This is a genomic window from Rhodanobacter sp. FW102-FHT14D06, from assembly GCF_043950705.1.
In the GTDB taxonomy this organism is placed as follows: domain Bacteria; phylum Pseudomonadota; class Gammaproteobacteria; order Xanthomonadales; family Rhodanobacteraceae; genus Rhodanobacter.
This window is the reverse complement of sequence record NZ_CP170722.1, coordinates 2,700,080-2,725,347: the sequence shown is the minus strand read 5'-3', so window position 1 is coordinate 2,725,347 and position 25,268 is coordinate 2,700,080. Positions and strand designations below refer to the sequence as shown.

Annotated in this window: 18 protein-coding genes; 9 read left to right on the top strand and 9 right to left on the bottom strand. The window is 68.2% G+C overall.

Annotated features, from left to right (window positions below):
• Nucleotides 1-41 precede the first annotated feature (41 nt).
• Both ACFCQI_RS12145 and ACFCQI_RS12140 read left to right on the top strand, forming a co-directional pair.
• The gene (locus ACFCQI_RS12145) at nucleotides 42-1,412 is read left to right on the top strand and encodes an adenosylmethionine--8-amino-7-oxononanoate transaminase (protein ID WP_395117025.1); all 1,371 of its coding nucleotides are present in this window, start codon (nucleotides 42-44) and stop codon (nucleotides 1,410-1,412) included.
• 51 nt (nucleotides 1,413-1,463) lie between these two features.
• On the top strand, nucleotides 1,464-2,213 hold the full coding sequence (locus ACFCQI_RS12140) for a 16S rRNA (uracil(1498)-N(3))-methyltransferase (protein ID WP_395117023.1): 750 nt from the start codon (nucleotides 1,464-1,466) through the stop codon (nucleotides 2,211-2,213).
• 6 nt (nucleotides 2,214-2,219) lie between these two features.
• Here the strand turns inward: ACFCQI_RS12140 and ACFCQI_RS12135 are convergent, their stop codons facing one another.
• From ACFCQI_RS12135 to pilG, 8 genes are all read right to left on the bottom strand, one after another.
• Complete coding sequence (locus tag ACFCQI_RS12135) at nucleotides 2,220-5,117, bottom strand: TonB-dependent receptor (protein WP_395117021.1); 2,898 nt, start codon at nucleotides 5,115-5,117, stop codon at nucleotides 2,220-2,222.
• A gap of 182 nt (nucleotides 5,118-5,299) precedes the next feature.
• Nucleotides 5,300-5,833 (bottom strand): chemotaxis protein CheW, encoded by a 534-nt coding sequence (locus tag ACFCQI_RS12130; RefSeq protein WP_395117019.1) that lies wholly within the window; start codon nucleotides 5,831-5,833, stop codon nucleotides 5,300-5,302.
• Nucleotides 5,830-7,611: a chemotaxis protein CheB gene (locus ACFCQI_RS12125; protein WP_395117017.1), complete on the bottom strand. Its 1,782-nt coding sequence runs from the start codon at nucleotides 7,609-7,611 to the stop codon at nucleotides 5,830-5,832. Before ACFCQI_RS12125 ends, ACFCQI_RS12130 begins: the two co-directional genes overlap by 4 nt.
• A complete protein-coding gene (locus ACFCQI_RS12120) occupies nucleotides 7,604-13,483 on the bottom strand; it encodes an Hpt domain-containing protein (protein WP_395117015.1) in 5,880 nt (1,959 codons plus the stop codon). Before ACFCQI_RS12120 ends, ACFCQI_RS12125 begins: the two co-directional genes overlap by 8 nt.
• 103 nt (nucleotides 13,484-13,586) lie before the next feature.
• Nucleotides 13,587-15,617 carry a methyl-accepting chemotaxis protein gene (locus ACFCQI_RS12115; protein WP_395117013.1) on the bottom strand — a complete coding sequence of 677 codons (2,031 nt, stop codon included), beginning with the start codon at nucleotides 15,615-15,617 and terminating at the stop codon, nucleotides 13,587-13,589.
• A gap of 134 nt (nucleotides 15,618-15,751) precedes the next feature.
• On the bottom strand, nucleotides 15,752-16,291 hold the full coding sequence (locus ACFCQI_RS12110) for a chemotaxis protein CheW (protein WP_395117011.1): 540 nt from the start codon (nucleotides 16,289-16,291) through the stop codon (nucleotides 15,752-15,754).
• On the bottom strand, nucleotides 16,288-16,659 hold the full coding sequence (locus tag ACFCQI_RS12105) for a response regulator (protein WP_395117009.1): 372 nt from the start codon (nucleotides 16,657-16,659) through the stop codon (nucleotides 16,288-16,290). Before ACFCQI_RS12105 ends, ACFCQI_RS12110 begins: the two co-directional genes overlap by 4 nt.
• Before the next feature lie 22 nt (nucleotides 16,660-16,681).
• On the bottom strand, nucleotides 16,682-17,047 hold the full coding sequence (gene pilG / locus ACFCQI_RS12100; protein WP_395121350.1) for a twitching motility response regulator PilG: 366 nt from the start codon (nucleotides 17,045-17,047) through the stop codon (nucleotides 16,682-16,684).
• Nucleotides 17,048-17,432: 385 nt separating this feature from the next.
• Between pilG and gshB the strand changes: the two genes are divergently transcribed.
• The 7 genes from gshB (at nucleotide 17,433) to ACFCQI_RS12065 (ending at nucleotide 24,007) form a co-directional block, all read left to right on the top strand.
• Nucleotides 17,433-18,410 carry a glutathione synthase gene (gene gshB, locus ACFCQI_RS12095; protein WP_395117007.1) on the top strand — a complete coding sequence of 326 codons (978 nt, stop codon included), beginning with the start codon at nucleotides 17,433-17,435 and terminating at the stop codon, nucleotides 18,408-18,410.
• Nucleotides 18,407-19,276, top strand: coding sequence for an energy transducer TonB (locus tag ACFCQI_RS12090; RefSeq protein ID WP_395117005.1), 870 nt, complete (start codon nucleotides 18,407-18,409; stop codon nucleotides 19,274-19,276). Before gshB ends, ACFCQI_RS12090 begins: the two co-directional genes overlap by 4 nt.
• Before the next feature lie 35 nt (nucleotides 19,277-19,311).
• Nucleotides 19,312-19,881: a YqgE/AlgH family protein gene (locus ACFCQI_RS12085; RefSeq protein ID WP_395117003.1), complete on the top strand. Its 570-nt coding sequence runs from the start codon at nucleotides 19,312-19,314 to the stop codon at nucleotides 19,879-19,881.
• Nucleotides 19,878-20,327 carry a Holliday junction resolvase RuvX gene (gene ruvX / locus ACFCQI_RS12080; RefSeq protein ID WP_395117001.1) on the top strand — a complete coding sequence of 150 codons (450 nt, stop codon included), beginning with the start codon at nucleotides 19,878-19,880 and terminating at the stop codon, nucleotides 20,325-20,327. The genes ACFCQI_RS12085 and ruvX overlap by 4 nt, the downstream gene beginning before the upstream one ends.
• 32 nt (nucleotides 20,328-20,359) lie before the next feature.
• Entirely contained in the window at nucleotides 20,360-21,286 is a 927-nt protein-coding gene (locus tag ACFCQI_RS12075; protein WP_395116999.1) for an aspartate carbamoyltransferase catalytic subunit, read from the top strand.
• Between the two features lie 276 nt (nucleotides 21,287-21,562).
• Nucleotides 21,563-23,347, top strand: coding sequence for a hypothetical protein (locus tag ACFCQI_RS12070; protein ID WP_395116997.1), 1,785 nt, complete (start codon nucleotides 21,563-21,565; stop codon nucleotides 23,345-23,347).
• A 249-nt stretch (nucleotides 23,348-23,596) separates the two neighbouring features.
• Nucleotides 23,597-24,007 carry a BON domain-containing protein gene (locus tag ACFCQI_RS12065; protein WP_395116995.1) on the top strand — a complete coding sequence of 137 codons (411 nt, stop codon included), beginning with the start codon at nucleotides 23,597-23,599 and terminating at the stop codon, nucleotides 24,005-24,007.
• A 68-nt stretch (nucleotides 24,008-24,075) separates the two neighbouring features.
• On the opposite strand, the gene ACFCQI_RS12060 is transcribed toward ACFCQI_RS12065, so the two are convergent.
• On the bottom strand, nucleotides 24,076-25,245 hold the full coding sequence (locus tag ACFCQI_RS12060; RefSeq protein WP_136256917.1) for a PilT/PilU family type 4a pilus ATPase: 1,170 nt from the start codon (nucleotides 25,243-25,245) through the stop codon (nucleotides 24,076-24,078).
• Between the last annotated feature and the right edge of the window lie 23 nt (nucleotides 25,246-25,268).

The following is a 25,268-nucleotide window of genomic DNA, read 5'->3' as shown; positions in this document are numbered from 1 at the left end:
CACCGCTTGAGCATCCCGGGCGCAGCGTCGATCATAGCCGGATGACCATTCCCGCAAACAACAACGCCGCGCTTGCCGAGCGCGATCTCAGGCACGTCTGGCATCCATGCACGCAGATGCACGACCACGGCGAAGGCGCGGTGCCCATGCTGCCGATCGTGCGCGGCGAAGGCGCCTGGCTGGTCGATGCCGAGGGCCGGCGCTATCTCGACGGCGTCAGCTCGTGGTGGGTCAACCTGTTCGGCCACGCCAATGCGCGCATTGCCGCCGCACTGGCCGACCAGGCCCGCACGCTGGAACAGGTGATCTTTGCCGGTTTCACCCACGAACCGGCGATCCGGCTGGCCGAGGAACTGGTGCGCATCACGCCGCCCGGACTGGAGCGCGTGTTCTACGCCGACAACGGCTCGTCCGCGATCGAAGTGGCGCTGAAGATGAGCTTCCACTACTGGCTCAACCGCGGTCACGGCGAGAAGACCCGCTTCATCGCGCTCAGCGGCAGCTATCACGGCGAAACCCTGGGTGCGCTGTCGGTCAGCGACGTGGCGCTGTATCGCAAGACCTACGCACCGCTGCTGCTGACCCCGCTGCTGGCGCCCTCGCCGGACACCTATGAAGGCGAACCGGGCGAGACACCGGCACAGATAGCGGCGCGCCGGCTCGCCGAGCTGCGCACGCTGCTGGAACGCCACGCCCGCGAAACCTGCGCGGTGATCGTCGAGCCGCTGGTGCAGTGCGCCGGCGGCATGCGCATGTATCACCCGGATTACCTGACCGGACTGCGCGCCTTGTGCGACGAGTTCGCGGTGCACTTCATCGCCGACGAGATCGCGGTGGGTTTCGGCCGCACCGGCACGCTGTTCGCCTGCGAGCAGGGCCACGTGTCGCCGGACTTCATGTGCCTGTCCAAGGGACTCACCGCCGGCTTCATGCCGCTGTCGGCGGTGCTCACCACCGACGAGGTCTACGCCGCGTTCTACGCCGAGTACCGCGCCGGCAAGGCCTTCCTGCATTCGCACAGCTACACCGGCAATCCGCTGGGCTGCCGGGTGGCGCTGGAGACGCTGGCGATCTTCCGCGACGAGCCGGTACTGGAACGCAACCGGCAGCTGGCCGCGCGCCTGGCGCGCCGGCTGGCGCCGCTGCGCGAGCATCCGCAGGTCGCCGACGTGCGCCAGACCGGCATGATCGCTGCCGTCGAACTTGTCGCCGACAAGGCCAGCCGACGCCCGTACCCCGCGGACGAGCGCCGCGGCCTGCGCGTCTACCTGCACGGCCTGCAGCACGGCGTGCTGCTGCGCCCGCTGGGCAATGTCGTCTATTTCATGCCGCCGTACGTGGTCACCGAGCAGGAGATCGACCTGCTGGTGGATACCGCCATCCAAGGCATCGAGCACGCCGTGGCCGGTTGACCGACACCGTCCACGCGCTCCGTTATGCTTGGATTTTTGCGGCCCTGACGCATGCGCACCATCCGATTCCACGCCGACCTGCCGCTTGCCGTGGGCGCCGACCTGGTGCTGCCGCCCGACGCGGCCGAGCACGCCACGCGGGTGCTGCGGCTGCCCGCAGGCGCGCCGGTGGTGCTGTTCAACGGCGACGGCTGCGACTACGCGGCCACCATCGGCAGCATCGACAAGCGCGCGGTGCGGGTACAGGTGACGGCGTGCAGCCCCGTGCACAACGAGTCGCCACTGCCGCTGCTGCTCGCCCAGGGCATCGCGCGCGGCGACAAGATGGACCTGATCGTGCAGAAGGCCACCGAGCTGGGCGCGACCGGCATCGTGCCGCTGCTGACCGAACGATCGGAAGTGCGCCTGGACGCGGAACGGGCCGCCAAGCGGCTGGCGCATTGGCAGTCGGTGGCGGTCAGCGCCTGCGAGCAGAGCGGCCGCGCACGCATTCCGCGCATCGCGCCGATCCAGCCGCTGGCGGCATGGCTGGGCGGGTTGGCTGACGATGGCGCGCTGCGACTGGCCTTGCTGCCGGGCGCCGAGAAGACGATCGGCGCGCTGCGCTTCGGTGCCGCCGGCGGCGTGCTGGTGATCGGGCCGGAAGGTGGCCTGGGTGAAGCCGACACCCGCGCACTGGCGCAGCACGGCTTCCTCGGCCTGCGCCTGGGCCCACGCATCCTGCGCACCGAGACGGCAGGCCTGGCGGCGCTCAGCGCCTTGCAGGCCTGCCACGGCGATCTGGCGATCGACGGCGCGTGAGCCGCGCTACAAGGCGTAGTTGACGCCGAGCAGCACGGTGCGGCCCCAGGTGTCGTACTCCAGCGGACGCGCGACTTCCACGCCGTTGGGCAGGCCGCTGACCTGTTCCGACTCGAACGGTTCGTTGGTCAGGTTGGACACCTGCAGCAGCAGCGACAAACCCTTCAGCCGTCCGTCCGGAAACTCGTAGCTGGCCTGCAGGTCGGTCTCCTTGTTGGCGCGGATGCGCGTGTAGCCGATCTGGTCGAACAGCGCCACGGCCTCGCCGGTGAAACTGGAGCGGTAGCGCTCGGCCACCCGCAGCGCGAAACCGTGGGCCTCGTAGTAGATCTGCAGGTTGGCGGTCTTGCGCGACAGGCCCGGCAGCGATTTCGGCCCACCTGGAATGTTCGAGATGGTGCTGTCGGGGATGGTGCTGTTGGTCAGCGCGAAATTGGCCTGCACGCCGAACCCGGCCAGTGCCGGCGACAGCCGCGCCCCGGACAGCGCCCCTTCCAGCTCGACGCCCTGCATGCGGCCGCCGGTGCCGTTCTGCGGGGTGGAGAACGTACCGATATTGCTGCTCGGCGTCAGCAGCGGGTTGTTGTTGGTGTAGCCGCTGAAATCGTAATCGGCCACGGTGCGGGTGTAGATGTAATTGAGGATGTTCTTGTTGAACACGTCGATGCCGACATAGGTGGCGTCATCGAAATACTTCTCCCACGCCAGGTCGGTGCCGACGGCGATGTACGGGCGCAGCTTCGGGTTGCCGCCGCTGCCCGACCAGCGCACCTGGCCGGCACCCGGACCGTTCTGGACTTCGGAGACCGAGGCGGACGAAGCCACCTTTTCGTCGTCGATGCGCCCGCGGGTCAGCGTCTTGGCGAAGCCGAAGCGCAGGTACTGCTTGTCGCCCAGCTCGGCCACCAGGTTGAGGCTGGGCAGCACCTTGGTGTACGTGGCGCCGCCGGTGAGCGTGCCGACCTTGTCGTCACCGGTGGTCTGGAATGCCTGCGAGGATTGTTCGGTGCGCACCACCTGCACGCCGGCGTTGCCGCGCAGGGGAATGCTGCCCAGCGTGGTGTCCAGGTTGAACTTCAGGTAGGCCACCGGCACTTTCTCGCGTACCGTGTAGTTGCGATCGTAGTCGCCAGCGCCGTTGCGCTGGGTAAGGTAGAACTGCCGCTCCAGCGCGGCCAGCACGTCGTAGTCCACGATCGGGCCGATGCCGCCATAGCCCAGCGAGGTGCTGCCGCGCAGCACCGCCGGGTCGATCGGCACGCCGTAGGCGTGGTCGTAGGTGCCGGGGTCGGAACCGTTGCCGTTGAGGTAGGCGAAGAACACGTCGGCCTGCTTGGTCTTCTCGCGGTCGGACCAGGCGATGCCGGCCTCGACGCTGGAGAAGATCCAGCCCAGCGGATGGGAGATCGCCAGCCGCGCGGATTTCAGGTGGTCCTTCTGCCGGTCGAATTCCTGGCGGCCGTTGTAGCTGTAGTTGTCCGGGTCGGTGAACACCAGGCTGGCCGGGTCACCGGGGTTGAACGAGGTGCGGAAGTCGGGGAAACCGAAATCGCGCGGCGTGGTGAACTGCACGTCGCCGAGCGCACCGCCGGGCAGGCCGGTGAAGGTGTAGGCATCGAGCAGCTTCACCCGCGCCGAGGAATAGGCCACGTCGCCGCTGACGACCCAGTCGTCGCCGAAATGGATCTGGTTGCTCCAGTCCGCGGAGAACAGGTAATCCCGCTCGCGGTTGTAGCCGTTCTGCAGGATCGGCGCGATGCCCATGAGCGTGCCCGAGGTAACCAACGGATAGGGCTGCAGCGGCACGGTGCCGACGTTGGCGTAGGACACGTTGTCGTACGGGCTGCTGGACCACTGCAGGCCGTTCTTGTACGAGCGCTTGTCGAAGCGGGAGTAGAACAGATTCAGCGTCGAGTAGTAGGTGTCGTTCGGCGCCCACTCCAGCACGCCCATCACGCCGTCGCGCACCTGGTCCTGCGACAGCGCGCGCAACTGCATGCCTTCCTGCGAGATCACGTTGTCGGGCATGCCCGGCGTATGCGGCCCGCCCCAGTTCTGGTCGATGCCGGCCGTGCCGTTGTCCACGCTCCACCACCACGCCTGGTACTGCCGCTGCTGGATCGGCGCGTCCTCGCGCGCCGCGCCGAGCGCGATGCCCAGCGTGTGGTTGAAGAACTGGTCGATCCAGGACAGGCTGAAGCGGTTCCCCCAGTCGCCCACGCCGGAGCCGGGGTTGAGCGAGCCGTTGCTGCCGCGTTGCCCGCGCAGGTTCGCGGCCAGCTTCATGCCATCGAAGTCCAGCGGCTTGATGGTGTGCATGTCGACGGTGCCGGCCAGCCCCTGGCCCAGCAGGCTGGCATCGGGTGTCTTGTAGACCACCACCTGGTTGATCAGCTCGGCCGGATACTGGTTGAATTCCACGCCGCGGTTCTCGCCCGTCGAGGCCTGCTCATGGCCGTTCAACAGCGTGGCGGTGAAGTCCGGCGACAGGCCGCGAATCGAGATCTGGTTGGCCTGCCCGTCCAGCCCGCGCTGGGTGGCCAGGCCGGACAGGCGCGACAGGCTGTCGGCGATGCTCGGGTCGGGCAGCTTGCCGATGTCCTCGGCCGAGACGACCTCCACGATCTCGTTGGACTGCTGCTTGACCTGCAGCGATTTCTCGATGCTGCCGCGAATGCCGGTGACGACGACGCGCTGCAGGTTCTTCACCGGCAGGCGCGGATTCGTCGCATCCGCCGGTGGCGGCGTGCTTGATGCGCTGGCCGGCCCGGCGCTGTCCTGCGGCGTCGAGGCGCCGGCAGGCAGTGGCGTCAGCGCGAAGGTCAAGGCCGCCAAAAACAGGCCCGCCGGGTGACGGCGGGCCAGACGCAAAGCAGCAGGAAACGACAGGCACGAACTCGGCATGGCAACGGCTCCTCGAAGTGGACCCCACAGGCGAGCCCCCTGCCCGGTGGCCCGAGCGAGTTCGCCGGGGCGAACGATCACCCCAACAAGGTGCACAACGCGTCAAATTTCGCCATCCGGATGTTGCGGGCCGGGATGTACACGGCCCGCCACCGACGCGCAGTCGCGCCGATACCGTGGGCTCAGTGCAGGATGTCGGCCGCGCCGGGTGCATCCGGCGGCATCTCGCCGGCGGCAGCGTCATCCTGGCCGGCATCGAGCAGGTCGAGCAGATGCGCCTCGATCCACTCCAGATCGGGGATCATCGCCACGTCGTCGCGTACCAGCACGTGCGCGCGCACGCCGTCGGGCAAGCCCTTGCCGTCGTGGGTGGGGATGATCAGCTCGGCATTGAGTGTGGTCAGGCGCGGGAAACCCTGGGTCTGCACCGCGATGAACGGCAGGCGCGGATCGCCGCCCAGCGCCTTGAGCACGGCCACGCGCACCACCAGCTCGCTGTCGCCCTCGGCGGTGCCGGCGAGCTGCGTGAACGACACCAGCGGCACGCGCCAGCCACGCCAGGCGATGCGGCCAAGCAGCCAGTGCGGCGCGCCCTCGACCGGCTCGGGCGCGCTGTACGTCACCACCTCCGCGATCGTGGCATTGGGCAGCAGCATGCGCGCTTCGCCGACCGGCACCAGCACGCAGCGGATTTCACGCGGCAACGGATCACTCATGGAAACACCTCGATCAGGTGCGCCGCCAGTTCGGACGGCGTACCGGAGAAACTGACCAGTCGCTCGGCGAAGATCCCGCTGACCATGTCGGCGAAATGATCCCCGGACGACGATTCGACCCAGACCTGGCCGCCTCGATCATGGATCGCCTGCGAGCCGGCGATCGCGTCGTTGCCGCGCCCGGCAAAGACGATCGCCACCGCATCGCGGCCGAAGCCGTTCGCGGCCATGCTCAGGCTGGCGTCGATCGACGGTTCCGGCGCGGCGTCGGCAAGCAGCTCCACGCTGCCGTCGCGACGCAGGCGAACCTGTTGGCCGGCGGGCACCATCAGCACCTCGCCCATGCCGACGCGACGGCCGGCTTCGGCCACGCGTACCGGCAGCGGGCTCTTTTCGGCGAGCCGCGCGAGCATTTCCTGCTCGGTGTGGCTGCCCAGGTGCTGGGTCAGCAGGAACGTCAGGCGAGTGCTGGCGGGCAAGCTGCGCATGAACTCGCACACCGAGTCGACGCCATCGACCGCCGCGCCGAGCAACACGATCCGGCTCAGCGCCGAGCCGAGTTCGTCCAGCACCATCTCGTGATCCGGCACGAAAGCCTGCGGCGCAATCGCCTCTTCCATCGAGACCAGTTCCAGGCTCATGGTCGGCTGCAGATCGGCGGCGACCGGCTCCACGTCGGGCGCCAGGAATTCCGCGGCGCTGAGTTTCTCGATGCCGAACGCGGCGGCGTCGGGCTTGTCATTTGATTCGACCGGCGCCTCCTCGTCGAGCAAGGCCCAGTTGTCCGGCGCGCGTACCGGCGTCTCGGGTGCGGCGGGCACGACCGACGCGGCGGCGTCCATCGCCTCGGCGGTCAGGTCCGGAGCATCCAGCGCCGAAAAGTCCAGCTCATCGACCGCGGGTGACGGCGCGCTTTCGTCCAGTGCGATGCCGTCGTCGTCGGAATCGGCCAGTTCCACCACGCCGAAGTCGCCGTCGTGCAACGGCGGCAGTTCTTCGTCGCCGGTGAAGCGCAAGCCCGCGCCGTCCGTCTGCTCGTCCTCTTCGTCCGGCAATTCGCCGGAGGCGAGCAGCGCCTCGAGTTCGGCAGCCAGGTCATCCGATTCGGCGGTGATGCCGGGGTCGGTCGCCGGCTCGATCTCGTCATCGAACGGAATGCCGGCGTGCGCATCGAACGCAGCGCCGGGAGCGTCGTCTTCGCTGGCCGCGGTCTGCAGCGGCTCGTCGGCGGGCAGGTCCGGCGGCGGCTCGTCTGCCGTCACCGGCGTCGCCGCGTCCTGCGCGATCGGCGCTGCCAGATCGTCTTCTGCCGGCGTGGCGAAGATCGCGGACTCGTCGACCGCGTCGCGACCAAGGGCCTCCGTCACCACCGGCACAACCGGTGCGACCACCGCAGGCGCGACCTGCACCTCGCGCGCATCCTCGGGCCGCGGCGGGTCGATGTCGCCCATCGCCAGCACTTTCACCGCCAGGTGGCGCGCCCAGCGCGCACGATCCCAGCCGGACAGCGCGCGGCTGGCCTGGGCATCGTTGAACACCACCCGCGGCCGGTCGCCGTCGATGATGTCGTACAACTGGTCGAGCGCATCGTCGGCGTCGTCGTCCAGGTTGATCACCAGTACGTCCGCGCCCACCTGCTGCAGCAGTTCGCGGTTCAGCCCGGCCACGCCGCCCTCGTGGACGATCCGCGCGCCGCGCTCGTGCAGCGCATCGCGCAAATGCCCACCGAGTTCGCTGTCGTCGAACAGCAGCGCGACCGCGGGTGGCGTATCAGTCATGAATCGGCTCCGCGGCACGTTGCTCCAGCACCTCGGCGATCTGCAGCAGCAGTTCCGCCTCCTGGTAGGGCTTTCCGAGGTATCGATCCACGCCGATGTCGAACGCGCGCTGGCGGTGCTTGTCGCCGCTGCGCGAGGTGATCATGATGATCGGCACGTCGCGCAACCGCGGGTCGGCCTTCATGTGAGTGGCCAGCTCGTAGCCGTCCATGCGCGGCATCTCGATGTCCAGCAGCATCAGGTCGGGTACGCGTTCGTGCAGTTTCTCCAGCGCGTCGACACCGTCCTTGGCGGTGCTGACCTCGTACTCGTGGCGTTCCAGCACGCGACCCGTGACCTTGCGCATGGTGATCGAGTCGTCGACCACCATCACCAGCGGACGTACCAGCACCTCCTCGATGACCGGCGCCTTGACCGCGCTGAGGCCTTCGGCCAGCCGCTGCTCGCGGCGGATCATGCCGTGACGTACGAGCGGCGCCAGGTCGAGAATGATCAGCACCGAACCATCGCCCATGATGGTGGCGCCGAGCAGGCCCGGCACCGAGCTGATCTGCGGGCCGACCGACTTGACCACGATCTCGCGCGAACCGAGCACGGCGTCGATGCGGATGGCCGCGCGCAGGTCGCCCGCGCGGGTCAGCAGCAGCGGCTGCTGTTCGTCCTCGGTGGCGAGGCCGGGCGGCAGGCCGAGCAGCTCGGCCAGGTCGTGGACGCCGTAGTCCTCGTTGCCGTACTGGAACGAGGGCTCGTCGGTGGCCAGCAGTGCGGCCAGGTCTTCCGGGTTGACTCGCGCCACGCCCTGTACCGAGGTCATCGGGATGGCGAACGTGGCCTCGCCGATGCGCACCAGGATGGCCTGGGTGACGGCGAGGGTGAACGGCAGGCGCAGCACGAAGGTGGTGCCCTGGCCTTCCTCCGACTCGATCGACAGCGAACCGCCGAGCTGCTTGATCTCGTTGGCGACCACGTCCATGCCGACGCCGCGACCGGCCAGCTGGGTGACCTGACTGGCGGTGGAGAAGCCGGGCTGGGTGATCAGCGACAGCAGCTGATTGTCGGTAGGCCGCGTTTCCGGACGCAGCATGCCGCGCTCGATGCCGCGCTTGCGGATAGCCTCGCGATTGAGGCCGCGACCGTCGTCGCTGACCCGCACCACCACCTCGGTCGCCTCGCGGGCCACCTTGATGCGCACCGCGCCCTCGGCCGGCTTGCCCAGCTTGCGCCGCTCGGCCGGACTCTCGATGCCGTGCGCGATGGCGTTGCGCAGCATGTGCTCGAACGGTGCCTTGATGCGGTCGAGCAGGTTGCGGTCCATTTCGCCGTGCGCGCCGTCGACGTAGAGCTGGGCCTGCTTGTGCTCTTCCTGCGCGGCCTGGCGCAGGGTGCGGCGCAGATTGGGCACCATCGTGTCGAACGGCAGCATGCGCGTGCGCAGCAGGCCGTCCTGCAGTTCGGTGCTGACCCGCGACTGCTGGATCAGCAAGGTTTCGGCCTGGCGGGTCAGCTCATCCAGCATGTTCTGGATGGACACCAGATCGGACACCGACTCGGCCAGCGCTCGCGAGTACTGCTGCAGTTGCGAGTAGCGATCGAGCTCGAGCGGATCGAACGCGGTCAGGCCCGCCTCGCGATGCTCGCGCTGGAAGCGCGCGATGATCTGCGCCTCGGTCTCGATTTCCAGCATGCGCAGCTGGCTGCGCAGGCGTGCCACGGTCTGTTCCAGCTCGACCAGGTTGAAGCGGTAGCCGGCCACCTGCTGTTCCAGTCGCGAGCGGTAGATCGCCACTTCGCCGGCATGGTTGACCAGGTTGTCCAGCAGGTCGGCGCGGACGCGGATCTGCTCCTGCGGCGAGTGCGTCTCGCGCGCCGTCTCGGGCAGCAGCTCGGGCAGGCTGTGCTCGTCCTCATGGGCGACGGGTTGCGGCGCCTCCTCCACCGGCGCGTGCGACGCGTCCGTCGCGGGTTCGGCCTCGCCGACCAGCGCGGTGGCGCCGGCAAGCTGCAGCAGGTGGTCGATCGCGGCCTGCGGATACTCCGGCATGTGGCCCTGCGACACGCGCTGGACCATCGTGTTGAGCTGGTCGAAGCTCGCCTCGAGCGCACTGATCAGCGTGCCGGTCTTGTCGGCGTCGCGGATGGGTTTTTCCAGCACCGTCTCGATCGCGTGGGCGAGGTCGCCCACCGACACCAGGCCTGCGATGCGCGCACCGCCCTTGAGCGTGTGCAGGTCGCGCTGCAGTTCGCCGACGCAGGACGTATCGGCGGGATCGGCGTGCCACTTGGCGAGCACGCCGTCGGCGCTGTCGAGAATCTCGCGCGCCTCGTCGATGAACACTTCGAGCAGGTCGGCGTCGATGCGGCTACCGTCGGGCAGCACGAACGCGGGGGCCGGTTCCACCCGAGTCGCGGCGGCCCTGGCGGCGGCCTGCTCGGCGGCGGCCTGCTTGGCAGCCTGCTCGGCCGCAGCTTGTTCGGCTGCCGCCTGTTCCGCGGCGGCCTGCGCCGCCGCCAGTTGTTCCGCCTGCTCTGCCGCGGCTTGTTCCGCAGCAGCTTGTTCGGCAGCCGCCCGCTCGCGTGCGGCCTCCTCCTGCGCAGCTTGCTCGGCTGCGGCTTGCTCGGCAGCGGCCTGGCGAGCAGCTTCGGCGGCGGCGTTGGCCGCGGCGATGGCCGCGTCGGGCTCGAAGGCGCGCAGCGCAGCGGTCATCTCGGCAGCGGCATCCATGTGCTCGTCGTGACCGGTTTCCGCATCGACGCCTTCCGGCGCGGACGGCTCGGCGAGGGTCGGAGTCGACTCGCGGGCGGTGTCGGCCTCGATGGCCGGCTCGTCCACCGCGTCATCGCCCGCTTGCGGCTCGAATATCACATGCGCGACTTGCGACTCGGGGTAGTCGTCGCGCATCTCGGTGATCTGCGCGGTGAGCGCGTCGACGTTGGGCAACGGCAACGCCGGGGCGTCGAACTGGGCCATTACCTGGTCGACCACGTCGGCCGCCTGGCCGAGCAGGCGCACGCCCGACGCGGGCAGCGGCTGGCCGGATGCGCGCAGGCGCTTGAACAGGCCTTCCAGCGGCGACAGCAACTGTGTCAGCAGCGGGATGTCGACCATCGCGATCGCGCCGTGCAAGGTGTGCACGGCCCGCAGCAGCTCCTCGCTGACCGGCAACGCGCCTTCGCTGCGCTGGATCGCGGTGCGGATGGTCTGCAGGTACTGGGCAACTTCGCTGCGCAGGATCTCCAGCAGCACCGGATCGATCGGCGGCATCGCCGGCATGTCCACCAGCGGTTCCGGCTCGGCCGGCACGGGCTCGGCGGCGGCCGCGCTTGCCACGTCGGCATCGGTAAGGCTGGCCCGCGGCACGTCGGCCGCGTCGACGGTGGCGCGCGGCACGCGGCGGACCACCGTGCGGGTGACCGTTTCGGTACCGCGCTGCATGAAGTCTTCCACTCGTGCCGGCTGGCCCGCGGCCAGCCGCTCGGCGGCCTGCATGATCGCGCTGAGCGGCACCTGCGGATCGCCCTCGCCCTTGAGCGCAGCCAGCAGTTGCGGCAGCGCGTCGATGGCGTGGCGGACCACGTCCTGCACGTTCTGGTCCGGCTCGATCGTATGGTCGAGGACGCGGTTGAGCATGTCCTCCACCTTCCACGCGAACTCGCCCAGCACGCCGGCGCCGACCAGGCGGCCGGAGCCCTTCAGGGTGTGGAACGAGCGGCGGATGCCGACCAGCGCCGGCGTCTGCGCCGGGTCGGCCAGCCAATCCTTCTGGGCCACCGCGAGGTTGTCGATCTCCTCCTGCATTTCCTCCAGGAAGATGTCGCGGATGTCGTCGTCGATGCCTTCGGCATCGGCGTTGAAGCGGGTGTTTGCCGCCAGCGGATCGGCGACGGGCACCTGTTCGGTGACCTGCTCCTCGATCTCGACCCAGTCCTCGCCGACGGCGCTGGCCGGGCTCGCCGGTGCGCCGGTCTCCGCCAGTCGCAGCCCGTCGAGGTCATGCGTGGGTTCGGGCGAAGCCTGCGCGTCGCCGACGAACAGGCTGCCGAGATCGGCGCCGGGCAGCAGGCTGACGGACTCGGAGAGGTCGGGGTGCTGCTCGGCTTCCAGCGACGCGGAAGCCGGTGCCTCGGCAACCGGCGCGGGCTCCTCCACGGCCGCGCGCTGCGCCGGGACCGGCCAGTAGCCAAGCTGGGCCAGGCTGTGCTCGGCCACGTCGAGGATGTGTTCGAGGCCGCCACGGTGCTCGCGCGCCGCCTCCAGGTAGTACTCCAGCGCGGCCAGCGCGTCGGCCAGGTGATCCATCTGCGCACCGCTGGGCACGCGACGGTCCTGCAGCAATTCGTAGTCGATGAACCGGCCCACGCCCTGGGCCAGTTCGGCCGGGCGCGGCGAGGACAGCATGCGCATGGCGCCGGCCACCTCGTCCATCAACGGCGGCGCACCGGCCAGGCGATCGTGCTGCCAGCCCGACTCCACGAAGGCAACGATCGCGTCCTTCACCTTGCCGGTGTTGCCGATCGCTTCCTGCATCAGGGTGGAGACCACGCCGAGCGCTTCGCTGCGCGGCAGCCCCTGCGTGGGGTCGGCGGCAGCGGCAGGTTCGCCTTCGGAGCCGAGGCTCTCGATGTGGTCGTCCAGCGACGCCTCCACGTAGAGCAGCGCGCCGGCGACATCCAGCAGCGTTTCCTCGTCGGCAGGACGCAGGCGGTTGGCGATTTCGTCGAGCACGCGGCGCTGCTCGCCGACCACGCGGCGCGGCACCGCCAGCGCCAGCATGCCCAGCGTGTCGCCGACCCGTTCGAGCACTTCGCCCTGGGCGGCAAGCTGGGCCGGATCGCCGTCCTGCTCGCGCAGGAACAGGTCCAGCGCTTCCTTGACGCGCAGCAGGTCGTCCTTGAGCGCGCGCGACACCGAATCGAGCAGGGCGCGGTTGTGCCCGGCCATCGAGCCGCGGGCGTGTTCCAGTTCACCGGCATCGGGCAGCAGGCTGTCCAGCGCGTAGGTGCTGCGCAACAGCTCCATGTGCGGGCTGCGCTGCTTGGCCTGGGCCACGATGTAGAGCAGCTTGCAGGCCACCTCGTCGGCATCGCTCGCGCGCAGGCTGTTCTCGCCATGTTCGATCAGCAGGCGGATGTTGCGATCCACCTTGCCGATCAGCTGGCGCACTTCGGGGGCGTGCCCCTTGAGCATGCCTTGTTCGAGACCTTCCAGCACCCCGGCGGCGATCCACCACAGGCGCCGGCCATGCACGTGATAACAACGCGCAGTGATCGCCAGCAGGGTCTTGCGCATGGCGACCAGTTGCTGGGCCGCATCCTGGCCGCGGAACCACGCCAGCAACTGCTGCTGGAAACGCAGGCGCAAACCGGCCAGCTCCACGCGGTGCGCCGCGGCATAAGCCTCGCTCATCGCCGCCGGAGCCTGCTCCGGCAGGAAGGCGTCGAGGTTCGGATGGAACATCGACGACTCGGGCAGCGGCTCCAGCCCGCGGGTGGCACGCAGATCGTTCAGCAGCGGCAGCAGCACCACCGGCACGTCGCGATGGCCGCTGGACAGCCGTTCCAGGTAGTCCGGCAGCTGCATCAGGCCACGCATCAGGGCGGCGTAGGCTTCCTCGCGCTGGAGCACCTGGTCGTTCAACAGCGCGCCGACCAGGGCCTCCATCTCCGCGGTGACCGCCGCCGCGCCGTACAGCTCGACCATCTTCAGCGTGCCGTGCACCTGATGCAGATGATCCGTGCAGGTGCGCATGAAATCGCGCTTCCCCGGATTGTCGACGTACGACTCCAGTGCCTCGCGGGCGATCGACAAGGTGTCGTCGAGTTCCGGCTTGACCCACTGCAGCGTGGTGAAATCGATGTGGTCTTGAAGTCTCATGCGCCTCTCTCAGCGGTCACGCCATGCGGGCATTGCGAAACCAGCGAGACTGCCCCCCGTACTGTGCGTGTATTCATCCGGCTGCTGCCCACGTCGAGCAAAATCATCCCGGCAGCTTGAAGTGGGCCACGGAACGCCGCAGGTCGCTTGCCAGTTGCGCCAGGGTACCGATCGAGTCGGCCGTCTGGCTCGCGCCCTGCGAGGTCTGCGAGGTAATTTCCTGGATCGCGTTCATCGACACCGAGATATCGGTTGCCGCCGCGGACTGCTCGCGCGCCGCGGTGGAGATGTTCTGAATCAGCGCGGACAGATCGTGCGAGACGCGCTCGATGTCGCCCAGCGCGCTGCCGGCGTCCTCGGCCAGTCGCGCACCGGCGACCACCTCGGCGGTGGTCTGCTCCATCGAGTTCACCGCTTCGTTGGTATCGGACTGAATCGTCTGCACCAGCGTCTCGATGCGCTTGGTCGCGCTGGTGGAGCGTTCGGCCAGTCGCTGCACTTCGTCCGCCACGACCGCGAAACCGCGACCCGCCTCGCCGGCCGAGGCCGCCTGGATGGCCGCGTTCAAGGCCAGGATGTTGGTCTGCTCGGCGATGTCATTGATCAGTTCCACGATCGAGCCGATCTCCTGCGAGGATTCGCCCAGGCGCTTGATGCGCTTGGAGGTCTCCTGGATCTGGTCGCGGATGGAGTCCATGCCGGAGATCGTCTCGCGCACCACCTCGGCGCCGCGCGAGGCGATCTTCACCGAACGCTCGGCCACGTCGGCGGATTCGGCGGAATCCTTGGACACCACGTCCATCGAGCTCACGATCTGGTTGATCGCCGAGGTCGCCGAGGTGATCTGCTGCGCCTGCTGCTCGGCCGCGTTGGCCAGGTGGCGGGCGGTGGTCTGGGTTTCCTGCGCCGAGGACGACACCTGCTCGGAAGTCTCGTTGATGGTGGTCACCAGCGATCGCAGCTCGTCGATGGCGTAGTTCACCGAGTCGGCGATCGCGCCGGTGATGTCCTCCGACACCGTGGTCTTCACGGTCAGGTCGCCTTCGGCCAGCGAACCCATCTCGTCCAGCAGGCGCATGATCGCCTCCTGGTTGCGCTGGTTCAGCTCGGTACTCTGGGCGAAACGCTTGCGCTGGTCGGTGACCAGGGCGATGACCAGCAGCAGGGCGAAGGCGACCGCGGCGATGGCGCCGAACAGGCCCCACCACACGTTCGGGAACAACCGGCGCAGCGGCAGCTTGCCGATCTGGTCGGACAGGTCGTTGGCGCGCAGCAGGACGGTCTGCGAATCCAGCGAGGCCTGGTTGCCGGCGCGCTTCACGTCGGCGATGTTGGCGGCAGCGGCGGACAGCTTGGCCACCGGGTCGGCCAGCTTCGTCCAACTGGCGTCCATCTCGGTAAGGATCTTGCGCGCATTGGCGTCGGAGATCGGCCGCACGCCGCTGTCCGGGTTGCCCTCGATCAGGCCCTTGAGCACGCTGCCGTACAACTGCGCGTCGCGCGACAGACCGTCGGCCGCGGACTGGGCGTTGTCGCCACCCTGCAGCACCTCCTGCACGCGGCGGATGATGCGGTCGGCGGACAGCATCTGGCGCGAGGTACCGAGCATCTGTTCGGAACTGCCGTTGCGCTGCTGCAGGATGTTGACCACCTGCTCCATGCTGGAGTTGAGCAGCGGCATCTGCTGCGAAATCGTCGCCGCGCGCTGGCCCGAGTCGAGCACCACCGCCTTGTTCGAAAGGATCTTGCCGATATCGGCGTCGAGCTGCGCCCAGGCCGCGTCCAGCGCGGTCACGGCACGGCCAGCCGGCGACTTGTTGCCGTCGGCATAGGCTTGCATACCGCTGTCGGGGTCACCCTTGTCCAGTCGCTTGACCGCCGAGTCGATGGCATTGCGGGTGGACTCGAGTTCCTTGAAGGAGTCCACGTTGCCGTCGGCGGATTCCAGCGCGAACTTCGCCGTCTGCTGCGACAGCACCTGGATCTGCGTGGTCAGCGCGACCGCCTGGCGATCCTCGCCGTTCTTCTGGTTGAGCATGAAGAAGTCGAGTGCCGCGAAACCGATCGCGATCAGCAGCAGGACAATGAGTGCGGTATATCCGCGTTCCCGGCTGACGCCCCCTGTAGTACTCATGTTCACCTCATCGGTCTAACTGATATGTGCCGCCCATACGCACCGGCCCCTGCCGCGCTGCCCCGAAGCGGGTGCCGGCCTTCCGGTCTCCCCGCTCCAACCGCACGGCATCCCCTGCCGGCTTCACCCGGTCGTCAGGCAGCCGCCTGACGGAAATCCGGTGCACGCACGAGCCGGTTCATGCTGAAAATCGCCAGTTGCTGCTCGCCCACCCGGTTGTCCACGAAACGCGCCAGCCGCGGATCGGCTTCTTCCTGCGCCTGCTGGCGCTGCTCCGCGTCCACCGTGCGCTGGCCGAGCACCTCGTCCACCAGCAAGGCGACGCTGCCGCCGCCCTGGCGCACCACCAGCAACCGGCTCCGATCGGAATGCTGGGTGCGTTCGCCGAACAGGAAGCGCCCGATGTCCACCACCGGCACCAGGTTGCCGCGCACGTTGGCCACGCCGAGCAGCCATGGCTGGGTGCCCGGCACCGGAGTCAGCACCGGCACGGCGAGCAGCTCGTTGATCTCGTCAATGCCGCTGACCAGCAGCCTGGAACCGACCCGGAAACCGATGCCGCGCCACAGGCCCGGTGCCTCGAACTTGTCCTGGGTATCGGAGGCATGCGCCAGCGACAGCCGCTCGTAGCGCGCCAGAATCTCGAACGGGGTACGGTTGGCGCTCTGGTTCATGAGCCGCTCGACAGCAGATCGTTGATGCAGGCCAGCAGGTCTTTTTCGTTCACCGGCTTGGTGATGAAGGCGCGCGCGCCCTGGCGCATGCCCCAGACGCGATCGGTTTCCATCGACTTGGTGGTGATCATCACCACCGGCACGTGCTGGGTTTTGGGGTCGCGGGTGAGCGTACGGGTGGCCTGGAAGCCGTTCATGCCGGGCATGATGACGTCCATGATGACCAGGTCAGGCTGTTCGGCGCGCACGCGCTCGATGCCCTCCTCGGCCGTGCTCACGGCTGCCACGTGGTGCCCGGCCCGCTCCAGCAGCGTGGTGAACACGCGTACGTCGGTGGGTGAGTCGTCGATGATGAGAATGTTTGCCACAGCTCCCCCTCAGGGTCTGCAGTCAGTGACTTGCTGCAGTACTGACATGTCGATGGATTGCGCCAAGCAGCTCGTCACGGGTGAACGGCTTGGTCAGGTATTGTTCGGCGCCGACGATGCGGCCGCGCGCCTTGTCGAAGAGTCCGTCCTTGGAGCTGAGCATGATCACGGGCGTGGCGCGGAACTCGGGGTTGTTCTTGATCAGGGCGCAGGTCTGATAGCCGTCGAGGCGGGGCATCATGATGTCGACGAAGATGATCGCCGGCTTCTGGTCGGAAATCTTGGCCAGCGCCTCGAACCCGTCGACCGCGGTCAGCACCTCGCAGCCCTCTTTCTTCAGCAGGGTCTCGGCGGTGCGGCGGATGGTCTTGGAGTCATCGATCACCATGACCTTGAGGCCCGCCAAATCGGTAACGCTCACGTTCAAATTCACTCACTCCCCCCTGTGGCTCGCCACGAGCTCAGGACAAGTATCAGGACATGCAACTGTTGTGCCCAATGGTACGCGTGTGGAAATCCCGGTGATCCGGCTGCTGCAAACCCGCACCGTGGCGGCATCCCCGAAGCTTTGCTGTTTACTGCCTGCCCGTCGAAACTGTCAAGCGACCGCCGCGACGCGATGCCCGCCGATCGCACTAATTGACGCATATTGGCACCTCATGCCGCGCGCACCACGACCGGCACAACATGAACGACGCGGCTAGTATAGCCGGCAGTCGTCGCGCCCCTGCCGGCGCGACCGCACAAACCCGGCAATCCGCGGAGCACCCCGCATGACCTTCTCCGTCGGCGTCCTGATGGACCCCATCGACGCCATCAAAGTGGCCAAGGACACCACCCTGGCGATGCTGCTGGAGGCCGCCCGACGCGGCCACGCCCTGCATTATTTCGAACAGGGCGACCTCGCCCTGCGCGACGGCGCGCCGTGGGTGCGCAGCGCCCCGCTTGAGGTGCGCGACGATCCGCGCGACTGGTACACGCTGGGCCAGCCGCGCTGGCACGACCTGCGCGAGCTGGACATGGTGCTGATGCGCAAGGACCCGCCGGTCGACGCGCAGTTCGTCTACGACACCATGGTGCTGGAAGCGGCCCAGCGCGGCGGCGTGCTGGTGGTGAACGATCCGCGTTCGCTGCGCGACTGCAACGAGAAGCTGTTCGCGCTCGAGTTTCCACAGTGCATCGCGCCCACCCTGGTGGCACGCGACCCGGCCGAACTGCGCCGGTTCGCCGCCGAACACGCCGAGGTGGTGCTCAAGCCGCTCGACGGCATGGGCGGGCGCGGCATCTTCCGCGTGCGCCACGGCGACAGCAACCTGAACTCGATGCTGGAAACCCTGCTCGGTGGCGACGGCCATGGCGCGCACCGGCAACTGACGATCGCCCAGAAATACCTGCCGGAGATCAGCGCCGGCGACAAGCGCATCCTCGTCGTGGACGGCGAACCGGTGCCGTACGCGCTCGCGCGCATTCCGCAGGGCAGCGATTTTCGCGGCAACCTCGCCGCCGGCGGTCGCGGCGAGGGCGTGCCGCTGTCCGACCGCGACCGCTGGATCGTGGCACAGGTGGCACCGGAACTGCGTCGCCGCGGACTGCTGTTCACCGGCCTGGACGTGATCGGCGACTACCTGACCGAGATCAACGTCACATCCCCGACCTGCGTACGTGAACTCGACGCACAGTTCGGGCTTAACATTGCAGGCCAGCTGTTCGACGTCATCGAGCGGCACGCCAGTGGAAATCGTCCTGCGTGAGTGCAACCGCAACCGTTACCGCCCGACCCGAGCCGATCGGCGCCACCATGCTGTTCTCGCTGCTGCTGCACGGCGTGCTGCTGCTGGGCATCACCTTCCACTTCGCCAAACCTGATCCAAGCCTGCCCACGCTCGACGTCGCGCTGGTCAACGTGGCCAACCAGGAGGCGCCGGACAAGGCCGATTTCCTGGCCCAGGCCAACAACCGCGGCGGCGGCCAGAGTGACCGTGCCGCGCGCCCCTCGCAGCTGTTCTCCGGCGCGTTGCCCCGACCTGATCCCGGGGTCGCGGCGCAACCGGTGCAGGAATCCACGCCGCTGCCGCACCCGGCCACCCCCGCGCGCATGGTCACCACCAGCGGCCGCAGCGATTTCAGCGTCGCCAGCGATACCGCGCAGACCGAAGTCGACCCGCAAAACGCCACGCCCACCGCGGCCGAACTGAAGCGCCAGCAGGCGATCGCCCAGCTCGCCGCCGAACTGCGCCGCAAGAAGGTGGATTACGCCAAGCGGCCGAAGGTGAAATACCTCACCGCCAGCACCCGTGAATACGCCTATGCCGCCTACATGCGCGGATGGTCGGATCGGGTGGAGCGGGTCGGCAACCTGAACTATCCCGAGGAGGCGCGTCGCCGCGGCCTGCACGGCAACGTGCTGCTCACCGTGGTGCTCAACCTCGACGGCAGCATCAAGAGCATCGACGTGATCCAGAGTTCCGGCCAGCCGGTGCTCGACGCCGCGGCCGAACGCATCGTGCGCCTGGCCGCACCGTTTCCGCCGGCACCGCGGGCCGGCGAGCACGTCGACGAGCTGAACATCACCCGCACCTGGCAGTTCCAGCCCAACAACGTGCTGCAGACGCGCTAGGAGCACCGCGATTCGGCTGCGACTACAATGGCGCCATGGCTGCCATGCAACCCGCGACCCTCACCGGTCACTTCCTGATCGCCATGCCGGGCCTGGCCGAGCCGCCGTTCTCGCGCGGCGTGGCGCTGCTGTGCCAGCACGACGAGGACGGCGCGGTCGGCTTGCTGGTGAACCAGCTGTCCGAATACCGCTTCGGCGACGTGCTGGCGCAGATGAAACTCGAATGCGCCGACGCCGACCTGGCTGACGCACCGGTGCTGATCGGCGGCCCGGTACAGCAGGAGCGCGGCTTCGTGCTGCATCACGAACCGGGCGACTGGGAATCGACCTACCGCATCAACGCCGAGTGGTCGGTGACGACCTCGCGTGACATCCTGGTGGCAATGGCCGCCGGCGAAGGCCCGCGCCAGGCCATCATGGTGCTCGGCTACGCCGGCTGGGATGCCGGCCAGCTGGAACAGGAACTGATGGCCAACGCCTGGCTCACCGCCGAAGCCAACGGCCGGGTCGTCTTCGACACGCCGCTGGAGGAGCGCTGGAGCGCCGCCGCCGGCCTGGTCGGGGTGGACCCGCGCCAGTTGTCCGGCTACGCGGGCCACGCATGAGCTGTGTGCTCGGCTTCGATGTCGGCAGTCGCCTCACCGGCGTGGCCATCGGCAACCGCCTGACCGCCACCGCGCGCGCGCTCGCCGTGGTCGCCGTCCGCGACGATCGGCCCGACTGGGACCGGCTCGACGCCCTGCAGCGCGAGTGGCAGCCCGACACCCTGGTGGTCGGCCTGCCGTTGACCCTCGATGGCGCCGAACAACCCGCCAGTCGGCGCGCACGCGCCTTCGCCGGCAAGCTGACCGAGCGCTACCGCCTGCCGGTGGTGCTGGTCGACGAACGCCACAGCTCGCACGAAGCTGCCGAACGTTTCGCCGCCGGACGCGCCGCCGGCCTGCGGCGACGCCGCGAAGGCGCCGCCATCGACGCCGAGGCGGCGGCAGTGATCCTCGAACGCTGGCTGCTCGAGGCCGCCGTGATCCCGCACGACGCCACCCCGCACTGATCAGCACCTTCCTCCCCAATCCGCGAACCCCCATGAGCCCTCGCCTGCGCCACCTGACCACCCTGGAAAACCTGCCGCGCGAGACCATCGAGCGCCTGCTCGACCGCGCCGAGGCGCTGCGCGATGCCTGCGCCCACGGCACCCGCAAGCTGGACGTGCTGACCGGGCGCACCGTGCTGAACCTGTTCTTCGAACCGTCCACGCGCACCCGCACCTCGTTCGAACTGGCGGCGCGGCGGCTCGGTGCGGACGTGGTCAACTTCGACATCGGGCTGTCCTCCACCAGCAAGGGCGAGGAGCTGTTCGACACCCTGCATACGCTCGAGGCGATGCACCTGGACGCGATCATCGTGCGCCACAAGCAGTCCGGCACGCCGGACGAACTGGTACGCCATGCAATGAGCGGCGTGTCGGTGATCAACGCCGGTGACGGCAACCACGCGCATCCCACCCAGGGCCTGCTGGATGCGCTCACCATTCGCCAACACCGACCCGATTTCGAGAATCTGACGGTGGTGATCTGCGGCGACATCAGCCACTCGCGGGTGGCCCGCTCGGACATCAATGCCTTCACCGCGCTGGGCGTGAAGGAGATCCGCCTGTGCGCCCCGCCCGAGCTGATGCCGGCCACCGACGAAGTCGTCGAAGGCCAGCGCTTCACCGACTTCGACCAGGCCATCGAAGGCGCCGATGCGGTGGTGATGCTGCGCCTGCAGAAGGAGCGCATGGCGCGCATCGAACTGCCCGACGAGGCCGCCTACTTCACCCGCTACGGGCTGGACCGTCGCCGCCTGGCGCGCGCGGCCAAGGGTTGCCTGGTCATGCATCCGGGGCCGATCAACCGGGGCATCGAGATCGCCTCGGAGGTGGCCGACGGCGCGCAGTCACGCATCCTCGAACAGGTCGGCAACGGGGTGTTCGTGCGCATGGCCGTGCTCAACGAGGTGCTTGCGCGCTGAATGCCCGCTGCAGCGCCGGCGCCGCGCCCGCCACGGACGCAACCCGGGAGCGAGGGCGGCAGAAATCTTCCGGGCTGCAAAAGCGGCTGCGCGGTCCGCATTTGACCAGCTTCGCTGTTGTAAAGCGCTTCGCCGCTTCTTGAGCCATGGAACCACCATGGGTCGGCGAACCGTCGATACCCCGTCCTCGCGCAGCCTTTTTTTCGTCTCCGAAGTTTCTGCCGCCCACGCTCCCAGCGGGCATAATGGCCGCTGCTGCTCACCACGGGGATCAACATGCGCGCGACAACCCGCTATCTCGCGATGGGACTGGCCAGCGTCCTGCTGGCTGCCTGTTCGCACAAGGACAAGGATGCACCGCTGGCGTTCGTGCCGGCCGATACGCCGTACGTCGTGGCCAACCTGGACGTGCTCGACGACGACACCCGCAAGGCGCTGCTGGCCCAGGCCGACGCCCAGTTGCCGTCGCAACTGGAACAGATGGACGCCGCGGCCGACCGGCTCGCCGAGAAGGACCCTGACGGCGCCCGCCTGCTGCGCGCGCTGCGCGCCGAGTTCAACGGCAAGACGGTGGAGGGCTTCGCCCAGTCCGCCGGCCTCGACCTGAAGGGCTACTCGGCCCTCTACGGCCTGGGCCTGGCGCCCGTGCTGCGCTTCCAGCTCGCCGACGCGGCCGCCTTCGACGCGTTCGTGGGCCGCCTGGAGACCGCCTACGGCAAGAAGTTCGAGGTGGCCAGCGAAGGCAAGCAGAGCTACCGCCGCTACGCGTCCACCGAATCGGGCACCGAGGTGATCCTGGCCACGGTGGACAAGCAGGCGGTGGCAGCGCTGCTGCCGATCGGCGCGCCGAAAACCATGCTGCGCGAGGCGCTGGGACTGGATCGGCCGCAGAAGAGCATGCAGGACGACGGTCGCCTGGCCGACCTGGCCAAGGCCAACGGTTACAAGAAGTGGCTGGTCGGCGAACTCGACTTGACCCGCGTGCTGCCGTTGGCAATCGGCGGCACGGACGCACTGGCCAATGCGATGCGCAAGGCGCACGCGGTGGCCGAGTCGGCCAAGACCGGCGAGCCGGTGGCCAATCAGTTGCAGGTCCCGCCGTCGTGCAGCACCGATGCCGCTCGCATCGCCGCACGGGTGCCGACGATCAGCTTCGGCTACACCCGGCTCGACGCCGGTCATCAGGACGGCCGCCTCGACATCGCGCTGGCCGAGGACATCAGCAAGGCGTTCTCCGGGCTCAAGGTCGAACTGCCCGGGCTGGGTCAGGCCGGTACCGCTCCATTCGACGTGAGCCTGGCGCTGCCGATCGCGAACCTGCGCACGTTCTGGATGGCCCAGGCCGATGCAGTGGCGGCCAAGCCGTTCACCTGCCCGGCGCTGAGCGATCTCAACGAGGGCTTCGCCAAGCTCGGCCCGGCCACGCAGAAAGCCGCGATCCCGCCGTTCGGCGACCTGCTGGGCGTGCGCCTGGCGCTGGATACGCTCACTGACAACCCCACCTCCAGCCTGCCCACCTTCAGCGGCCGGCTGGTGCTGGCCACCAGCAACCCGACCGGCCTGCTGGCGATGGGCCAGATGATGGTGCCCGCGCTGGCGCAGCTGAAGCTGACCAATGACGGCAAGCCGGTGGCGCTGCCGCAGCAGATGGCCGGCATGCTCGGCCAGCCCGGCTGGGTGGCGATGAGCGACAAGGCGCTGGCGCTGGGCGTGGGCGCCGGCGAGGACGCCAAGCTGGCCGACACCCTGAAGGAAGCCGGCGGCAACGCGGGCCAGATGGCGCGGATGCACCTGAGCGGCGCGATGTACCTGTCCTGGGTGCAGCTGATGCAGGACAAGGTCGACGCGCTCACCGCCGCGGCCAGCGCGATGAACAACAGCGGTGATGCATCGGCGGACAAGCCCGACGACAGCGCCGCCCAGGCGGCAGAGGCGGCGGCGCGTTCCAAGGCGCAGTTCGAGGCGATGAAGCAGCAGGCGCAGCGCGTGGAAGACATCCACGCCGAGATGCATGTCGAGGCCGGCGGCATGGTGATCACCAGCCAGACGACGCTGAAGTGACATAAGCGACGCCAGGGCAAGTCGTTCCACTCCAGGCCGGGGCGCCGCGCGCACCCCGGCCTTTTTTTGCGCACGCAACGTACCGCCAACATGCTCGTGACCTCGCCTTCGCAAACCGTGGCGGCACCTGAATCGCGGCGGCGCCTGCGCACATGGCGTTCACTCCGCCGCTGCTGTCATGGCCACAAGGATCGCAAACCCGGCGACCCCGTTGTCACCACCGACAACCCCTTCTCCAAGGAGATTGCCATGCACAACCATCCCGTGATTCGCCGCAGCATGATCGCCGCCGCCCTGACGCTCGCCTTCGCCGCCGTGCCACTCAGCCAGGCCGTGGCAGCGCAGAGCAGCGAGGCCGCCGCGCAGGCATCGGACAACCAGACGGTGCCGGACAAGGCCGCCGACGCATGGATCACCACCAAGGTGAAGACCGAATTCGGCACCACCAAGGGCGTGAGCGCCACCGACATCAACGTGACCACCAACGATGGCGTGGTAACCCTGACCGGCAACGTCGGCAGCGCCAGCGAGAAGATGAACGCGGTGCGCGTGGCGCAGGGCGTCAAGGGCGTGAAGAGCGTCGACGCCTCCGCGCTGGCGATCACCCCCGCCGCCACGAAACACCACGACCGGCCCTCGTCCAGCATGAGCAGCCACTGATCGATCGCGACAACCCGTGAACGGAAAAAGGAGCCGCGAGGCTCCTTTTTCCTTGCCGCAGGATCTGCTCAGCGGTTGAGCAGGTTGCTGCCGCCGAAGCTCTTGTCGTTGGGGTCTTCTTCCAGTTCGACGCCGTCCAGCCCCTGCGACAAGGTGTGCGCGTCGCCACCCTGGGCCAGCTTGATGCGCAGGCGCACCTCGTTGGAGCTGTCCGCGTAGCGCAGCGCATCCTCGTAGCTGATCTCGCCGGCGTGGTAGAGCTCGACCAGCGCCTGGTCGAAGGTCTTCATGCCGAGCAGGGTCGACTCCTTCATCAGCTCCTTCAGCTTGTGGATCTCGCCCTGGCGGATGTAGTCCTGCGCCAGCGGCGTGCCCAGCAGCACTTCCACCGCGACCCGACGCGCCTTGCCGTCCGGCGTCGGAATCAGCATCTGCGCCACGATGCCCTTGAGGTTCAGCGACAGGTCCATCAGCAACTGCTGGCGGCGATCCTCCGGGAAGAAATGCAGGATGCGGTCCATCGCCTGGTTGGCGTTGTTCGCATGCAGCGTGCACAGCACCAGGTGGCCGGTCTCGGCGAACGCGATGGCGTGGTCCATGCCCTCGCGGGTGCGGATTTCGCCGATCATGATCACGTCGGGTGCCTGGCGCAGGGTGTTCTTCAGGGCAGCGTCCCAGCTGTCGGTGTCGATGCCGACCTCGCGCTGGGTGATGATGCAGCCCTCGTGCTTGTGCACGTACTCGATCGGGTCCTCGATCGTGATGATGTGCCCTGTCGAGTTGAGGTTGCGGTAGCCGACCATCGCCGCCAGCGAGGTCGATTTGCCCGAACCGGTGGCGCCGACGAAGATGATGATGCCGCGCTTGGTCATCGCCAGCTGCTTGATCACCGGCGGCAGGTTCAGCTCCTCGGTGGTGGGGATCTTCGACTCGATCCGGCGCAACACCATGCCCACGCAGTTGCGCTGGTAGAAGCACGACACGCGGAAACGGCCCACGCCCTGCGCGGAAATTGCGAACTGGCACTCGTGGGTCTTCTCGAACTCCTCGCGCTGGCCCGGCGTCATCACGTTGAGCACCATGTCGCGCGCCTGCTGCACGCTGAGCGGGCTCTGCGTGATCGGCACGATGCGCCCCTGCACCTTCATCGACGGCGCCACGCCGGCCGTGATGAAAAGATCCGATGCCTTCTTGTGCACCATCAGTTTCAGGAACGAGGTGAAATCGAAGTCGCTCATGGCTTTAACCCCGGGGATCGGGA

Excerpts from the sequence above, each read along its gene's own strand:
- ACFCQI_RS12145 (WP_395117025.1), top strand. The coding sequence starts at position 42 with ATGACCATTCCCGCAAACAACAACGCCGCGCTTGCCGAGCGCGATCTC.
- gshB (WP_395117007.1), top strand. The coding sequence starts at position 17,433 with ATGACCTTCTCCGTCGGCGTCCTGATGGACCCCATCGACGCCATCAAA.
- ACFCQI_RS12075 (WP_395116999.1), top strand. The coding sequence starts at position 20,360 with ATGAGCCCTCGCCTGCGCCACCTGACCACCCTGGAAAACCTGCCGCGC.
- ACFCQI_RS12115 (WP_395117013.1), bottom strand. The coding sequence starts at position 15,617 with ATGAGTACTACAGGGGGCGTCAGCCGGGAACGCGGATATACCGCACTC.
- ACFCQI_RS12060 (WP_136256917.1), bottom strand. The coding sequence starts at position 25,245 with ATGAGCGACTTCGATTTCACCTCGTTCCTGAAACTGATGGTGCACAAG.
- ACFCQI_RS12140 (WP_395117023.1), top strand. The coding sequence starts at position 1,464 with ATGCGCACCATCCGATTCCACGCCGACCTGCCGCTTGCCGTGGGCGCC.
- ACFCQI_RS12070 (WP_395116997.1), top strand. The coding sequence starts at position 21,563 with ATGCGCGCGACAACCCGCTATCTCGCGATGGGACTGGCCAGCGTCCTG.
- ACFCQI_RS12125 (WP_395117017.1), bottom strand. The coding sequence starts at position 7,611 with ATGACTGATACGCCACCCGCGGTCGCGCTGCTGTTCGACGACAGCGAA.
- ACFCQI_RS12085 (WP_395117003.1), top strand. The coding sequence starts at position 19,312 with ATGGCTGCCATGCAACCCGCGACCCTCACCGGTCACTTCCTGATCGCC.
- pilG (WP_395121350.1), bottom strand. The coding sequence starts at position 17,047 with ATGGTGATCGATGACTCCAAGACCATCCGCCGCACCGCCGAGACCCTG.
- ACFCQI_RS12120 (WP_395117015.1), bottom strand. The coding sequence starts at position 13,483 with ATGAGACTTCAAGACCACATCGATTTCACCACGCTGCAGTGGGTCAAG.
- ACFCQI_RS12130 (WP_395117019.1), bottom strand. The coding sequence starts at position 5,833 with ATGAGTGATCCGTTGCCGCGTGAAATCCGCTGCGTGCTGGTGCCGGTC.
- ACFCQI_RS12135 (WP_395117021.1), bottom strand. The coding sequence starts at position 5,117 with ATGCCGAGTTCGTGCCTGTCGTTTCCTGCTGCTTTGCGTCTGGCCCGC.
- ACFCQI_RS12110 (WP_395117011.1), bottom strand. The coding sequence starts at position 16,291 with ATGAACCAGAGCGCCAACCGTACCCCGTTCGAGATTCTGGCGCGCTAC.
- ACFCQI_RS12065 (WP_395116995.1), top strand. The coding sequence starts at position 23,597 with ATGCACAACCATCCCGTGATTCGCCGCAGCATGATCGCCGCCGCCCTG.
- ruvX (WP_395117001.1), top strand. The coding sequence starts at position 19,878 with ATGAGCTGTGTGCTCGGCTTCGATGTCGGCAGTCGCCTCACCGGCGTG.